Here is a 16,280-nt window from a genome sequence, read left to right on the forward strand (position 1 = left end):
TTTCATTATATGAAACTTAATATCATTTAGTGAAACTATAATCAATGTATCACAGTTTTTCCCTGCTGTAAACAGAATAACCCCTACATGGTTTGGCCATACTTCGCCAACCGTGCATAGGCGCAAAAAAGCGGCCCCTTACGAAAAGGAACCGCTCTGGGCTGATGCTTGATGTTCAGTACCGTCTCTCCGTACCGGCTCCGCCAAAGGCAGCCGAATCACGAACTGTGTCTGATGGCTATCGCTCTCGGCATGAATAGTACCGCCATGCAGCTCCATGATCTGCTTGGCGATCGCCAGACCTAATCCCGATCCCCCCGTATGCAGCGAACGCGAGCGCTCCACCCGGTAAAACCGGTCAAATATCAGCGGAAGATCCGCCTGCGGGATCGGCTCCCCATAATTGGCCACCACGATCTCAGCCCAGCCGCGCTCCACGCTGCAGGCGACGTCGACATAGCGTCCGCTGCTTCCGTACTTGATCCCGTTCATAATGACATTGTCGAACACACGGCGCAGCTTGTCCGAATCGGCATTCACCGGGAGACGGACATCCCGGGCGAATAGTCTCAATTCCACATTCGCTTCTCGCAGAGGTAGGGTGAATTGAGGCATCATCTGGCGCAGCAGCTCGGCCGCATCAATCTTCACGGGATGGATGCGCAGCTCCTGATTACGGAGCCTCGTGTACTCGAATAAGTCCTCGACCAGCCGGTGCAGCCGCATGGCCTCTTCATAGGCTGCACTCGTATAGTATCGCAGCTCCACTTCATCCCGGTAACGGTCCTGCTCGATCAGACTCAAGTACCCGAGCACGGAGGTGAGCGGTGTGCGCAGATCATGCGAGACATTGGTGATCAGCTCATTCTTCGTCAGCTCAGCCTGCTTCTCCTCGCGGGCCAGCGTTTCCATACGTTCGATCACCCTGTTGACGGCATCCGCGAGTTGGCCGAGCGAACCGACCGCGTGTACCGGGAGACGGCGGCGCGGCATGCCGGAAGCCATCTCGCCGGCCCCAGCAATAATATGGGCCAAATATTGCTGATGACGGACCTGTTGGGCTCTGTGATTGAAATACACGAAGGATAACAGCAGCAGCACTGCGCCGACCAGCCAATATACATCGGGATACCCGATATACCGGCTCACCCAGCGAATCAGGTTGTTCAGGTCTATGGACGACAATTCAGACATCCACAAAAATTTCGCCAGCACATAGATGGCCAACAGCCCCATTGCTGCTGTAATCAAGCTATAAACGATCGTTTGGGGCCAGCGGTTAGGCAAGTTCAATTTTATAGCCGACCCCCCATACCGTCTGGATCAGCTTTTCGCCGTCCATCTCCTTCTCGAGCTTATCCCGCAGTCGGCTCATATGCACCGTGACCGAATTGCTGGATTCCATATACTTTTCCTTCCAGATCTTCTCGAAAATATCCTCGGAGCTGAACACACGGCCCGGATGGGATGCCAGCAGCTTCAGAATTCCGAATTCGATCGGCGTCAGCTTAACCGGACGGCCGTCCACCGTCACCGAATAGTTGGCCGTGTCGATCCGCAGACTTTCGATGACGATCGTCTCTCCCTGCTCCTGCAGGCGTTCCTTGGCGGCAAAGCTTAGACGCCGAAACAGCGACTTTACCCGCGCCAACAGCTCCAACGGATTAAACGGCTTAACCATATAGTCGTCCGCACCTGTCATCAAGCCTGATATTTTGTCCAGATCCCCGTCCTTGGCGCTCAGCATCAGAATCGGAACCGTGCGCGTCTCCCGGATACGTATACAGGTCTGGATGCCGTCCAGCCTGGGCATCATCACATCGAGGACAACGAGATCGATCGTTTCCTCGTCCATGACCTGAAGCGCCTCGATACCGTCGGCAGCCACATAGACGCCATAGCCTTCATTTCGCAAATAAATGCCGACCAGCTCCGCAATTTTCGGGTCGTCGTCGGCAATCAGCACATTGCGCTGCATCTTCATCATCCCTTATCCTTGCTTAATCCTCATGATTCATCATACCCGACAACCTTTGCTTCTTTCTCTCAAAAAGCTTACGAAATCGTTACAATTTCGCGCTGCCGGACCCGTTACCGTCGTCTATGCCGCTGTGCACCGGCTCCCATTCATAGGTCTGTCCTACCTGCTCCTCGCTCCATGCCCAGAACCGGCGTGCCAGTTCCTCGTCGCGGGATAACTCCGTATTGGACGCGATCCGGCGCTTGTAATAATATTCCCCGCTTGCCTGGGCAACCTCGTCGCTCGAAGCCAGGTATACGATTGTGTCGGCCCCTTGCTCCGCCGTTAGAAAAAACGGCTTGACCATCTTGATCAGATTCCGCCCGAAACCAGTACCCCGGTCGACTCCGATATTGGTAGCGACAGCGCCGGGATGCAGGCAATTGACCGTGACCCGCGTACCGGACAGGCGCCGGGCCAGCTCCCGGGTGAACAGTACATTCGCCAGCTTGGACTGGGCATAACCCTTCCAGAAGCCGTACGAACGGCTCATATGCGGGTCATCCAGGTTAATGCGCCCCGCCTTGGACGCGCCGGAGGAAACGTTCACGACTCTGCCCTGAGGCGCGTTCAGCAGCAGAGGAAGCAGCAAGAGCGTCAGCAGGAAATGGCCAAGATGGTTGACCCCTATCATGGACTCGAAGCCATCTTTGGTCAAGACGCGCTTTACTGCAAACACTCCGGCGTTATTAATCAGCACATCCAGCCGCTTATACTTCGCATGGAACTCCGCCGCGAAGCTGCGGATGCTTGAGAGTGACCCAAGATCGCAGAGCATCAGCTCCAGACGGTCGCTGCCGCTGGCGGCTTGAGCTTCCTGCAGCGCCTGCCTGCCCCGCTCCTCGCTCCGGCATGCCATAACAACCGTCGCACCCTGCTTCGCCAGCTCTACCGTGGTCGCCAGCCCCATCCCCGAGTTCGCACCCGTAATAATCACGATCCGATCGTTCATCTTCCCGTCAGCCATTCCGCATCGCTCCTTTTTTTCCTTATTATACCTCATATCGGGTAAAAAAAAGACGCCCTGCGGTCATTCGCAGGGACGTATTTCGAGTGTTGGGAACATCTAGGCCTAAGGCCTAAGGGAGATCGATGATGGCCCGGTACAGCTCCTGATTCCACTCCACCTTCCCATGCAGCGCTTCCGAGACGAACCGCAGCGGGACATACATTCGGCTGTCCTCCAGAATCGACAGCGGTACCGGCAGAGCCACTTGCTTATCATTGACCCGGGCCTCCGTCTGCCCGTCCCGCAGCTTCAGCATCATGCCCCCATAAGCGATAGTAGCCTCCCGAGCTCCCGCATCCCACTGAAAATCCGCCTTCAGCGCTGTGATGAACGGCCGGATCGGCACCAGGGTCGTTTCTTGGACGATGCGGCCCTTGAAGTCTGTCAGCAGCTTGCCCTGCAGCTCGATCTGCACCTTGGGCGAGGCCGTCCGGCGGACGATCAGCGCATTGCTCAGGCTGCGGCCCGGCGCCGTCAGCATCTTCCCATCCGCATACAGGCCGGAGCTGGCTCCTCCGTCCAGATTCATCGCTTTCGTAAGTCCGAGCTGCACGGCCACTCCGGCGAGCTCCCGGATCGTCGCAGTCGATACCGTGCCGAACACCAGGCGCCCCTCTCCGTCAACCCCGACAAAGCTGCGCACAGCCGCACTCTGCGTGATGCGCGGGTCGTCGAAGCCGTCCCGGTCAAAATCCACATCTACCGCCCCGTCGGTCACGAGTCTCGGGCCCGCGCCCAGCGCTGCCAGCCAGCCATCGGATTGTACGTCTTCGCCTTCTCCAGATGTCTGCTGTTCCACGATGACCGAATCGCCTACATGGAGACGGGGCAGCACATGCGTCCGGTTGTTGGCGCTGTCGCCCAGGAACAGCACGTTGCCGCCTGCAGGGACAGGTACGGCATCTGGGGTAATGCGCGTAATCCGGCCCGCTTCCACGACAATCTTCGTCCCGCGGTCGAAGCCGATCCAGCCGCCGAAATCATCCGTAAACCAGATCGTCTGATCATGATTATCTTCCCCGTAATACTTATTGACCCCCCAAGGACGCACGGTATACGTATCCTTGTCATGTGCGACCTTCAGGGCCACACCAAGAGACAGCTTGCGGATATCCGGCACCTTGTCAGGGCCAATCACCAGCATCTGATTGTCACCGGAATGGATCAGCTCTCCGTCTGCCAGCAAAGCACCATTCGGGTATCGGATGTAGTTATTTTTCTCATAGGCATTGAAGAAGGTTCCATTCACGGCAGCCAAAGCCTGCTCGCGCTGCACGATGGACGACAGCGGCTCGTCATGACCGATGCCGCCTTCAGCCAACACCGGAACGACCTCCAGTGACGGGTCCTTGACATCGACCGTCACGGTCTGAACCGTGAACGACTTGCCGCCGACGCTCACCTTGACGGGTGTACTGGTAACCGAAGGGGCCGCCTTCGCGCTGGGAGCTATAACCACCGAAGCCAAAGCCAGGAAAGCGATCACTAGTAGCGTACGAGTCTTGCGCAGCCTATATCTCATGTTGTTTACCACTCCTTATCCCCAGGCTGGATCAGACCATCCCGATCTGCATGCTGTACAGCTTGTCCTCGATCTCCCGGACAAGCCGACTGGCATCATCGGGTCGATTCACTACATCCGTCCGGTCCATGTCGACGATGAGCATCTCCGACGTATTGTAATGCTTCATCACCCACTCGTCATAGCCCTTCCACAGCAGCCGGTAATAATCGACCAGCGATTGGTCCTGCTCGAAGCTGCGGCCCCGGAGCCCTATTCGATGAATCACCGTTTCAAACGACGCCTTCAAGTAAACCATCAAATCCGGCGATTGTCTGGGCATACCGGCAAGCTCCTCCATCATCCGGTCCGCCAGCGCCTCGTACTCGGTGAACTCCTGATCGTTGATGCGGCCGAGCTGCACATTGACCTTGGCAAAATACCAGTCCTCATAGATGCTGCGGTCCAGCACGTTGAGCGGATGCGCCTTCGCCTTGCGTATGGCCTGAAACCTCGTCTTCAGAAAGTGCATCTGCAGCAAAAACGGATAGCGGTTCTTCTCAATCTCTTCCGGCGTTGCCGTATAGAATAAAGGCAGTATCGGATTATCGTCGACACTCTCCAAAAAAACATCCGATTTCAGTGCTTCTCCGAGCAGAGTGGCAACTGATGTCTTGCCAAGTCCAATCATTCCTCCAACTACAATCACAAGCGCTATCCCCTTTCTGTTCCAACCCGACTTCCTGCCGTTCTCAGCAAGAAGCCTATCTATTATAGCAGGGAATGCGGCTGGAAGGGAGGCTATTTGAGAGAAAGAAGAAAATCCATTATCCGGTGCCGGCCTCCCGGCGTCCAGCTCATGACAAACCAGTTGGGGATAAGCTTCACTTGATTCATGGCTACAGCGGGTGTGTCCGCCCAGGCGGTCGTCCTTGTCATCCGCTCGAACAACGCCCCGCTTCCGGCGCGTACATGATGCTGTTGAAGGAATACATGCTCCGTATCCAGAGTCGGCAGCGACTCCGGCGCCAGCTCCCATCTCCACTGGTCGGAGGGGACCTGCCCTCCCGGAGTCAGCTCCAGCTCTTCATACAGAAGCTCATTCAGCGGATGATTCACCTTCCCCTGAATGCCGACGGCCCGGTGGCTCACCTGCATGACCGTCACCCGCTCTGTGCCCAGCATGGACCGCAGCTGCTCCCTGACATCGGCGATCCTCAGCTCCAGGCGCGCCATCGCCTCCTCCGCTTCCCGTCTCCGGTCCACCAGCTCTGCGATTTTCATAAAGTTGGTCCGCCAATCCCAGAGCTGAAAATCCACGGTTACTTGAGGCGCCACAGTCCGGAGCCGCTCCTGAAATTCCGTGTGATAATGATCCCCGACAATGAGATCCGGACGGCTCTCCATCAGACTGCTTAACCGCTGCTGCTGCAGAATTTCGTACTCCCCTTCATCCATCCCTGGATACAGAAATAAATCCGCCGTATACACCGGTTCTACACCGACCGACTGTAAGTAATCCTCAAAGCCGAGGGATGAGACGACAGCCACCCTGAGCCTATCCCGCTTCATATAAAGGGTCGGAGCTACCCCTACCTTCCGTTGAAACAACCGGCTGAAATAAAACTCGCTCTGGAAGCCGACAGCCGCCGATACTTCCTTGACCCGGCTGTCCTCCTGACGGAGCAGCTGCTTGGCCTTGTCGATGCGTAACTGATTGACGTATTCGATAGGCAGCAGCCCTGTTGCCTTGCGAAACAGCCGGGAGTAAGCGGGAGGAGTCATCCCGGCTATCCGAGCCAGCGGCTCCACTTGAATCTTGCTGTCATAATGGCTCTCCATAAAGGCAATGGTTCTGTCGATACGCGGGTCACCCCGGTCGGGGATCTCAGCAGCGTCTTCCGTCAAGCCGCTGATCAGCGTTTCCAGCTGCTGACGCAGCGTGAAAGCGCCCTGCCGTCCGAGCTTCCTGCTGTCCTGCTCCAGCCGCATGATCCGGCTTAGCACTTGTTGAGGATGCCTGAGGGGGACTGGCCCCGCAGCAAGCTTCGCCCCCAGATTGGCCGCTGCCTGGACAACAAAGCCTCCCTTCTCCCGGACCAGCACCACAGGCTTGAACAACACCGCCGTATATTCGATCGGCCCGCACTTGGCAGGCGCTTCGATCCTCATGCCCGGTACAAGCATATACAGCTCCAGCGGGCGTATGCGGCGCACCTCTCCATCGAGAAGCAGCACCATCTCGCCCTTGGTGATGAGACAAAGCATATACACCGGGACACGATAAGTCCGCGCCTCCGGTGTATCCGCGAATGTCCGCCTGCGAACGGACGAAAATAAATAAACGATATTCGGTTCCTTGCCATGCGAAGCCATTGCTGCCGCCACCTGCCTTCCCTGATCCGCCTGCTCCTTATTATAGAGGCTTGCGGCGCAGCAGCAAATAGATCATGAACGGAGCTCCGATCAAGGCGGTAATCAGTCCGACGGGAATTTCATACGGAGCAAACGCAGTTCTGCCGAGCAAGTCCGATAATAGAAGCAGTGCGCCGCCCATCAAGCCTGCAGCGGGCAGCAGTCTGAAGCTGCGGTTGCCGACCAGACGCCGGGCCAGATGCGGGGCCATCAGCCCGATGAACGACACCGTACCGGCTACAGATACAGCAGCCCCGGCCAAGCCTACGCTGATCAGAATTAGCAGGCCTCGCGACCGCTCCAGTGGCACTCCTAGCCCGATGGCCCCAGCATCCCCCAGTTGGAAGGCATCGAGCGAGGACGCCATCCGCAGTGCAAGCGGAAATAGCACCACGATCCAGGGAAGCAGTGGCAATACCTGGTCCCAGGAGCGTCCGTACAAGCTCCCGGCCATCCAGGTGGAAGCCTGCGTGACGCGAAAGATGCCGCCGATCGTCATCAGATAAGTGATGGCAGCCCCTGCCATAGCCGATATCCCGATCCCGACCAGCAGCATACGGGCCGGTGAGCTTCCTCTGCGCCATGACAGCGTGTAGATCAGCGAGGCCGCAAGCAGTGCCCCGGCAAAAGCTGCAAACGGCAGGGCCGCCGCCGGCAAGGACGGAACGAGCACGATGACAGCGACTGCAGCGGCTGCCGCTCCGGCATTAAGCCCCATGACGCCAGGCGAAGCCAGCGGATTTCCCGTGATCGCTTGAAGAATAACCCCTGATAGCGCTAACGCGCAGCCGGTCAGCAATGCACCTATTGCTCTAGGCAATCTCAAATTCATAACCGTAAACCGGTATTCCCCGCTGCTCATGCCGAGCAAGGTTGCAACCGTATCTGGCATAGGAATATTCCGTTCACCCAGCATGAGGTTCAATACCAGCAGAGCTGCATTGGCGGCTCCAAGCATCACCAGCCAGATCAGCCAGCGCTTGCGATTCCTACCGGGCTTCATAGGGCATTCCCCCTCCTCTGCGCCAGGTAGATCAGGAACGGCGCTCCTGCAAAGGCAGTGACTACGCCCACAGGAATCTCCTGGGAAGGAAGCACGAACCTTGCCCCGATATCGGCTACGATCAGCAGGAGTGCGCCGAGAAGCGCCGAATACGGCAAAATCCAGCGGTAATCCGTGCCAACCATAAACCTTGCGAGATGGGGAACAGCCAAACCAATAAACCCGATCGGCCCAGCCAGCGCCACCGCACTGCCGGCCAGCACTAGAATAATTCCAATCAGCACAGCCTTCGTCAGCAGAAGCCGCTGGCCCAGGCTCTGCGCAATATCATCGCCCAGACTGATCAGACTGATCTGCCTGCCCATCAGCAAGGCGATCCCCATCCCTGCCAGCATATAAGGCAGCACGATGCCGAGCATGTTCAGATCGCGTCCTGTCAGTGAGCCTGCCAGCCAGAACCTCATCGTATCCAGAGATTGCTGGTGCAAAATCAATACGCCCTGAGTCACAGAGGCCAGCAGCAGGTTGATCGTCGCTCCGACAAGCACCAGTTTCACGGATGTCAGCTTCTCCCGTCCCCAAGAACCGAGCAGGAACACGGCAGCTCCCGCCGCGCCCGCTCCCGCTAGTGCATACCAGACCAGAACATGGAGCGAGGCATCCGTCACCCAGAACGACGCCAGCACCGTGGCGAGCGCGGCCCCGTAATTCACCCCGAACAGCTCCGGTCCAGCCAGCGCATTGCGCCCGAGCGCCTGCATCACCGCACCGGCCACAGCCAGCGAGCTCCCCACCAGACCTGCGATTAAGGCTCGGGGCAGGCGTATGGAGCGGACGATCACCTGCTCCCGGGACCCGTCAAACGCCATAAATGCTTCCGATACGGGGTGAATCCCCACTCCGGCAAGACCAAATGCCAAACTCGCTATGCATGCAAGGATGACGAGAACCGATAAAAGACTGAGTCCCGCCAGCTTTCCGTATGACATACTTACCTCCCCGGATTTGACCCCAATACGCACAAAGAGAGGGCTGTCTATGAAGACAACCCACCGTTAGGCAAGCTAACTGTCCTTGAACTTTTCTACTTGGCCAAGTATTGATCCAGGTCATCCACGACTTTATGGACAGCCTGAATGCCCAGTCCGCTCATCCAGGTCTCCCAGTTCACCTCTTGAACCTTTTTTTGCTTGACGGCCTTCAGTGGCGCCCATAGCGGAACGCTTTGCAGCCGTTCGTAGCTGCCCTTGTCCCGTGTGAACCAGAAGATGAAGTCGCCATCCGCGTCAGCGAGCTGCTCGTCCGTCAAATCCTTGGAGAAGCCCTTCCCCGATTGCGCTCCCGGCCGCTTGATTCCCGCATCCGCCAGAATCACACCGCTGAAGGCTTCTCCCAAGTAAATCTGAACCTTGTCCTTACGAAGCCGCAGAACCGACACCTCCGGGCTTTTCGCCTGACCCGCGAGCTTTCCTTTCAGCTCCTGAATCCGCTTGTCATAGTCCTCGAGCAGACGCTTGCCATCGGAAGCCTTGCCTACGGCCTCTGCATGAATGTTCAGATTCGCTTTCCAGGTAACACCCAGTGTTTCCACGAATACGGTCGGGGCGATCTGCCCGAGCTGCTTATGAATCTTGTCATGGGTATCCTTATTGCCTATGATCAAGTCCGGTTTCAGACGATCGATGGTTTCCAGATTCGGCTCGTTGACCGATCCGATGTTCTCGATTCCTTCCGTTCCCTTCAGGTAAGCGGGATACGGCTCTCCAGGCCCCAATATCGACGGAGCGCCTACCGGCTTGATCCCCAGCTTAAGCAGGTTGTCCAGCGCCCCAACATCCAATACGACGACCCTAGCCGGATTGACCGGCACCTGCACATCCCCGTATGCATCCTTGACAACCCGAGTCTCACCCTTGGATGCCGTTGCTCCGCACCCTGCCATGAGAAACACAGCAGCCAGCATGACCGCCAACAGTCCCCAGGCATTCCGATAGCCGCTTAACCATCTTGCCAACATGTACTTTGCCCCCTATATGTACTGATAATGATAATTATTCTTAATCAGGATACGGGAGACGGGTTTCTTTGTCCATGCACAAATTCGCCGATCTCATGCCCTTATTCGCAGTACCTGCTTCTTGAAAAGCAACCTACCCCCTGAAACTCGCTCCCCCCGGATTGTTTCTGATGCCTGGCAGCAGTCCATGAGTCTGCGAAGCATAAAAAATCCTCCTGCACATCCAGGAGGATTTAGTCGTTAGCCTTTCGTTATGATAGCTTCCGCCTTAGCCTCCGAGCTTGCGGGCCCACTGCTTCAGGCTGTCCTGCGCATTCACGTAGATGCGCTTGAGCTGCAGCGGATGCTGGCGGGAGGTCGTCAAGCCCTGCTCGATCGTAAAAGCATACTTAAACCCCTCTTCCTTTAAAATGGCAAGCGTATCATTATTAAAATCTCCATACGGATAGCAGAACACCAAGGACTTCACCCCAAGCTCCTCCTCAATAAGCCGGCTGGCTTCCGTGATTTCAAGCCGCTGCTTGGCAGCAGACAGCTTGGATAGCCGGGGATGCGTCATGCCGTGAGGCTGGATGTCCCAGCCGGCTTCCTTCATTTCCTTGGCCTGTTCCCAGGTTAGATAGTCAGGCTGACCGACAGAGCCCGGCGACATGAACAGGGTTGCAGGGAAGTTGTACCGCTGCAGAATAGGCATCGCCAGCTCGTAATTATCCATGTAGCCATCATCGAAGGTCAGAAGCACCGGCTTGTCAGGCTTCTCCAGCTTATGCTCCAACACAAGCATAAAATCGGATAAAGTGAGCGGTGTATACCCCTCCCGGTCCAAGTAATCCATCTGGGCCGCCAACAGCTCGGGATCAAGCACGAGAGTGCTCCCAGGCTTCTTGCCGATGCTATGGTAGTTCAGTACCGGTATGGACACAAGCTTCGCCTTTTTCTCGTAAGCCGCAGCCGATACCGTCTCGGCTGATACAGGCGCTGCGGAGGAATTTGCCGGGGTCTGGAGCTGCTGATCCGAAAGCCTATCCCGGGCTGAAGTCGTCTCTGCTACCGCTGATGCCGATTCAGCCGGTTCTTCTGCCGGACCGGTAGCAGATACAGCTAGATCCGGGGTGAGTTCGGGCTTGAACGCCTCCAGAGGTGAAGCGGATGCTTGTCCCGGGAACCCATTGTTCACCGGACCGCTAGGAACAACAGTCCCCGCTTGCCCCAGATCTTGCGCAGGATTCAGCCAGGAGAGCGGAGTGGAAGGCATGGCCGGCACGAGATGCTCGTTCCGCTCATTCGCCCTGCCGGTGCAGCCCGAGAGCCAGGAGAAGATTGCTAGAGCAGCAAGAATTGTGCAGACTTTCATGAAGGATCGGTTCATCGGCTTGGCCCCTTTCTCTTCCTTATAGGCCTATGTATATCCAATTTTCCAGTATCCATGCATGGAGAGCACTTGATTATTCGGTCAGCGTGCCACTTTCTTCCGAACCCAGTTTAACCTCATTTATTGTTAAGGCTATGAAGGTTATGGATTTACTTCTTTACTTCTTGACCTGCTTGTTTTTCTTGCCGAAGAAGGGCAGCGACAGCGCAAAGGATTTGCAAGGGGGCTTCGTCTGCCCCGTTCGGATAAAATGCAGTGTAGCGTTGATCTCGCCGCCTAGTAAAATGATCATACTGGACAAATACAGCCAGATCAGCAGGACGATAATGCCGCCTAGGCTGCCGTATGTTTTCGTATAGCTGTCGAACTGGTTCACGTAGAAGGAGAACAATAGAGACACGGTAATCCAGCCTATCGTCGTAAAGATAGCTCCTGGAAGAACGCCCTTGAACTTCAATCGTACATTGGGCAAATAAGCGTAGACAAACACAAACAAGATCCAGAGCACCACAAGGGGAACGACGTATTGGAAAATAGCCCAGAGTATCGAGAAATCCGCTTCGATATGGATCGTGCTGTACAGCCAATCGATAATTTTACGCCCGAAGACGAGAGTAACGAAGCTGAGCACGATGGCAACGGCCAAACCTATCGTAGCCAGAATCGAGAGCAGGCGGACGCGCCAGAACGGACGGTTTTCCTCTTGATTATAAGCTTTATTAATACCTTTAATAATTGCATTCACACCATTGGAGGCAGACCATAGCGTAGCAATCAGACCGAATGACAGCAGCGAACCGCTGCGTGTTCCTTCGATCTCCATCAGAACCTCTGCAATCGTCCGGTTGGACATTTCCGGCAGCAGCAACGCCAGCCGTTCAATCGCATCCTCGGCACTGAAATCGGTAAAGCTGAGGATCGCCCCCATCAAAATAAGAAACGGGAAGAAGGACAAAATCAAGTAATACGTCAGCTGCGCCGACAACGCAGGCAAGTCGTCATCTTCGAACCGGCAGAATAGCGTCTGCACAAATTCTATCGCTTTCATGGGCCTTACTCCCCTTTCCGTCTGCATTTCCAGTCTTATACAAGCATAAGCCGTATAAAGGTTTTTATTCAAGAATAACCGATTTCACGGGCGATGACACAAAAAAACCGGCTCATCTAAGAACCGGTTTACAAGAAAAGTCCAACTTTCAGGAGGAAACGCGCAAGATCGAATACGTGTCGTCCGGCGTATCCGTCACGAACGGACTGATCTCCCCCGTGCCGAATAAATGAAGCTCATGCATGGCTCTGGTGCAAGCCGTGTAAAACAGCCTCCGCTCGGATTCGCGCCCATAACTTGCTTGGGATGCGTTATACAGCAGTACCGCGTCGAACTCAACGCCCTTGGCCAAGTAGGCGGGAATGACGACCAGCCCTTGCTCGAAGGTGACGGTCTCCATCCCGATCAGCCGCACCGGAATCCGATCCTTCAAGAATGTGTACACCTCGCGGCTTTCCTCCGCTGTCTTGCAGATTACGGCGACCGTCCGGTTCCCGTCCGCGCTCAGCTCTGCCAGCTTGCGGTATACCAGCTCCCGCATGAGGGCGGTATCTGCCGCCACAGTCATCGTCGGCTTGGCCCCGTCCCGGTTGAACGGCTCGATGGTCGCTCCGTTAGGCATCATGCCGCGGGTGAAATCGACGATTTGCCTGGTAGACCTATAGCTCTTGCTGAACGGCACGGTCCGTGCCTGCCCCTCTCCGAACAGCTGAAGCAGGTCCTGGAAGCCATCGCTTTCGGCAGCCTGGACGTGAATCGCCTGATTCCAGTCTCCAAGCACCGTCCATTTGGCGAAGGGAAACAGCTGATGCAAATACGCAAGCTGGATCGGCGAGTAATCCTGGGCCTCGTCAATAAATACATGCCGCACCTTCAGATTGCGGTGACTGCCCTCTATCCGGTCCTTAAGCAGCACGTACGACGTGGTATCCTCGTTGGGCAGCACACCAGCCGCCAGACGGCGGGCCGTATCCGCGCAGACGGCAGGCCACCGTTCAGGCAGCGATGCGGCCGGAGCCAGCGTCTGTGCCAGCTCCGGATCGGCGAACAGGGCGGCATAGGTAGCCGGAAGATCGATGAAGGACAACCGCTTGACCGCCTTGCGCAGCGGCTTGTAATGCTCATTCACCACCATCGCGGCCAGTGTCGCCTTCTCCCGGTCGAAGTCGTCGAAGGTGTGCTCCGTGAACTGCTTTTGACGGCGAAGCTGGTTGTACGCTTCCAGATACGCTTCCCGGTCGAGCAGCTCAATCTCATCCTCTACCCAGGGGGCCTGGCGCTCGGCCTTGGCGGATTGCCGCAGACGCTGCTGCAGCCATTCCGCCAGATCGACGAGCCGGTTCGGGATCGACCAGGTGGGATCGTAGGCATAAAACTTCTCACGAAGCTCGTCTGCAGACAGCAGCTCCCTGCCGCGGAATTCGATCGCTTTGAAGACGAGGCCCTCCGTTTTCAACCGGCCGACATAAGCTTCCACTACCGCGAGAAAGTCCGTACTTGCCTTGAATCCGATGCCCGCCCTGCGCGCCGGATAAATAGTCTCATCCATGGCCGTCAACGCATATTCGAGCTGCTCGAACGGATTCTCCACCCGGAACGCTTCCCCGACCCGGTGTTCGACGTACTCCTGGAACGTCGTCTGCTGCATGTTCTCTTCTCCAAGCTCCGGCAGCACGGTGGCCACATAGCTGTTGAACATGGAATTCGGCGAAAACAGCAGGATATGCTCCGCATTTAACGTCTCCCGGTAGCGGTACAGCAAGTAGGCGACTCGCTGCAGAGCTGCGGATGTTTTCCCGCTTCCGGCAGCCCCCTGTACCACCAGCAGCTGGTGGGCCGTGTCGCGGATGACCTGGTTCTGCTCCCGCTGAATGGTAGCTACGATGCTCTTCATCTGCGCATCGGAATGCTTGCCCAGCACCTGCTGCAGCAGCTCATCGCCGATGGTAATGCCTGTGTCGAATAAGCTGAGGATCTCGCCATGGCGAATCATATACTGGCGCTTCAGATCCATAGTTCCTTCGATACGACCCATCGGAGTCTCATAATCGGCCGGTCCGGGAGCGAAGTCATAGTACATCCCGGAGACCGGGGCCCTCCAGTCGTAGATCAGGAACGTTTCGCCTTCATCGTCCAGCAGGGAACCAATCCCAATATATACTCGCTCAGAGAGGCTCTCACCTGTCTCCTGGAAATCGATGCGGCCAAAATACGGGGTTTCCTTCAGCCGCTCCAGCAGCTTCAGCTGAGCGTGTGCATGCCGGTGACTGCGTTCCCGCTCGGAGAGTACCTCCGCCTGCTGCTTCATGCTGGCGAAGGTTTCTGCAGCTTCGGCTGCATCCTCAAAGTTAACGGTCACATCGTCCCAGAACTCCTTGCGGATCGTGACGATTTCCGATCTAACTACACCGACTTGCTCCTGAAGCTGGGAGATTCGGCTGCGGATCAGTTCCCCAACTGCGTTTGCACGCTGCTGCTCTTCATGCCATTCCGGGTGTACGTTCAAACTCATGCATCGTTCTCCTTTTCATCCAATTGACGAGATATGCTTGACATACGCGCAGTTAATATGCTATGATACCTATGTAATTCTATGCTTTAAATTAATGTTTATCTGGACGTGATTTTACTATCTTATCATGATTTTCTGGGCAACGCAATTTTATTTCACGTGCTACTCTTACATATGTACTTTCTCTCACAACGACAGAACGAAGCCTCATGGCTTCGTTTTTTTGCGTGCTTGTAAAACCCACACAGTGTCCGAATAGCATATCGTTTTAGGCCGACTTCGTCGTATCTCGAGCCATAGCCATTCCTCCCGAAGCCGGCCTGGAGTCAACGCTTCGACTGTTGAACTATGTTGATGATTTGCTCACAGCTAACGTCCAGAGGGGAACGTGTAAATACTTGATTCATCCTCTGAATGCTGGAAAATATTGCTTGCTAACGAATCACAACTCCCTACGGCTGCAGCAGCATCACATAGAAATAGCCTTCGTAGCTGTAACCCGGCCCTCGTGGCGTGGCCACCGGAAGGTACAGGTCTACTTGATACAATCCATTGCTATTGCCTAAGGTAAGCGGCATCTGGAACATGCCGTCCTTTAGTCCCACCGGAACCTGGGAAGTAAAAGGAACGAAGCCTTGACCTTCTTCAAATCTGGAGACGCTAAACGCAAAGCCCGAATCCGCCTTCCCCGTTAACGTCAGATTCGACACATGGGTCTTTATGTAGCCCTCTTCAGTCTGAAGCAGCTTGAAGCCGGGGATGCCGACATGCAGCGGAACCGCTTCGTAGCTGGTCCGTACCGGGTACGAAGTCGAATACAGGATGCGGTTACCCTGAACCAGCTTCGCGCTGATGCGATTATCTCCCAGGTGCAGCCGAATTGGCGCTTCCATCCAGGAGACACTCTCTCCCTGAGCCCCTGTCTTCTGCAGAGCCGTGAAGAGATTGCCGAAGATGCTGTCGTTATCTAGACTCAGAGCCATCACCCCGTTCAACGAGAAGTCATGCGGCGGCACCGACGCAGCGGCCCTGACGGTCAGCTTATCGCTGCTCTCCTGAGCGGGAAAGCCATAATCCTTCACATCATAGCTCGTATACCGAATCCATAGATTCCGGGAATTCTGATTCCATCCTCCGATATAACCAAACAGGTATTCCAGATCAATGCTATATAAATAAATTTCTTCGTCCTTCATCCGCGGTGCAAAGATCAGCTCATGCGTGTGCACAGCCTGCCCTCCCCAATACGTGACCGTCTGTTTGCTCCCCGGCTGAATGGAGAAGGAGTAGAACCCGTCGCTAAGCCGAATGCTCTTGCTGCCTGTATCCTGGATTTGTGTAAACCCAAACTTGTCGGCGAAAAAATCCAGCCTCATATAGGGC

13 protein-coding genes are annotated in these 16,280 nt (G+C 55.9%); all 13 read right to left on the bottom strand.

Annotation, left to right across the window (positions count from 1 at the left end):
- Positions 1 to 138: 138 nt before the first annotated feature.
- Positions 139 to 1,293 (bottom strand): sensor histidine kinase, encoded by a 1,155-nt coding sequence (locus tag WMW72_RS19630; protein WP_341417246.1) that lies wholly within the window; start codon positions 1,291 to 1,293, stop codon positions 139 to 141.
- Positions 1,280 to 1,978 (bottom strand): response regulator, encoded by a 699-nt coding sequence (locus WMW72_RS19635; RefSeq protein WP_341417399.1) that lies wholly within the window; start codon positions 1,976 to 1,978, stop codon positions 1,280 to 1,282. Before WMW72_RS19635 ends, WMW72_RS19630 begins: the two co-directional genes overlap by 14 nt.
- Positions 1,979 to 2,066: 88 nt before the next feature.
- Positions 2,067 to 2,972: an SDR family oxidoreductase gene (locus WMW72_RS19640; protein ID WP_341417400.1), complete on the bottom strand. Its 906-nt coding sequence runs from the start codon at positions 2,970 to 2,972 to the stop codon at positions 2,067 to 2,069.
- Positions 2,973 to 3,099: 127 nt separating this feature from the next.
- Positions 3,100 to 4,551, bottom strand: coding sequence for a phosphodiester glycosidase family protein (locus tag WMW72_RS19645; RefSeq protein WP_341417247.1), 1,452 nt, complete (start codon positions 4,549 to 4,551; stop codon positions 3,100 to 3,102).
- A 31-nt stretch (positions 4,552 to 4,582) separates the two neighbouring features.
- The gene (locus WMW72_RS19650) at positions 4,583 to 5,239 is read right to left on the bottom strand and encodes a deoxynucleoside kinase (protein WP_341417248.1); all 657 of its coding nucleotides are present in this window, start codon (positions 5,237 to 5,239) and stop codon (positions 4,583 to 4,585) included.
- A 92-nt stretch (positions 5,240 to 5,331) separates the two neighbouring features.
- A complete protein-coding gene (locus WMW72_RS19655; RefSeq protein ID WP_341417249.1) occupies positions 5,332 to 6,918 on the bottom strand; it encodes a helix-turn-helix domain-containing protein in 1,587 nt (528 codons plus the stop codon).
- A gap of 28 nt (positions 6,919 to 6,946) precedes the next feature.
- Positions 6,947 to 7,948, bottom strand: a complete 1,002-nt coding sequence (locus WMW72_RS19660) for a FecCD family ABC transporter permease (RefSeq protein ID WP_341417250.1) — start codon at positions 7,946 to 7,948, stop codon at positions 6,947 to 6,949.
- Positions 7,945 to 8,937 (bottom strand): FecCD family ABC transporter permease, encoded by a 993-nt coding sequence (locus WMW72_RS19665; protein WP_341417251.1) that lies wholly within the window; start codon positions 8,935 to 8,937, stop codon positions 7,945 to 7,947. Before WMW72_RS19665 ends, WMW72_RS19660 begins: the two co-directional genes overlap by 4 nt.
- Positions 8,938 to 9,032: 95 nt before the next feature.
- On the bottom strand, positions 9,033 to 9,965 hold the full coding sequence (locus WMW72_RS19670; protein ID WP_341417252.1) for an ABC transporter substrate-binding protein: 933 nt from the start codon (positions 9,963 to 9,965) through the stop codon (positions 9,033 to 9,035).
- A 268-nt stretch (positions 9,966 to 10,233) separates the two neighbouring features.
- Positions 10,234 to 11,334, bottom strand: coding sequence for a polysaccharide deacetylase family protein (locus WMW72_RS19675; protein ID WP_341417253.1), 1,101 nt, complete (start codon positions 11,332 to 11,334; stop codon positions 10,234 to 10,236).
- Positions 11,335 to 11,494: 160 nt separating this feature from the next.
- Positions 11,495 to 12,385 carry a YihY/virulence factor BrkB family protein gene (locus WMW72_RS19680; RefSeq protein ID WP_341417254.1) on the bottom strand — a complete coding sequence of 297 codons (891 nt, stop codon included), beginning with the start codon at positions 12,383 to 12,385 and terminating at the stop codon, positions 11,495 to 11,497.
- A 148-nt stretch (positions 12,386 to 12,533) separates the two neighbouring features.
- Complete coding sequence (gene helD, locus WMW72_RS19685) at positions 12,534 to 14,897, bottom strand: RNA polymerase recycling motor HelD (protein WP_341417255.1); 2,364 nt, start codon at positions 14,895 to 14,897, stop codon at positions 12,534 to 12,536.
- A gap of 452 nt (positions 14,898 to 15,349) precedes the next feature.
- Positions 15,350 to 16,273, bottom strand: a complete 924-nt coding sequence (locus WMW72_RS19690; RefSeq protein WP_341417256.1) for a hypothetical protein — start codon at positions 16,271 to 16,273, stop codon at positions 15,350 to 15,352.
- Between the last annotated feature and the right edge of the window lie 7 nt (positions 16,274 to 16,280).

This window comes from Paenibacillus filicis (assembly GCF_038070315.1).
Taxonomy (GTDB): domain Bacteria; phylum Bacillota; class Bacilli; order Paenibacillales; family NBRC-103111; genus Paenibacillus_G; species Paenibacillus_G filicis.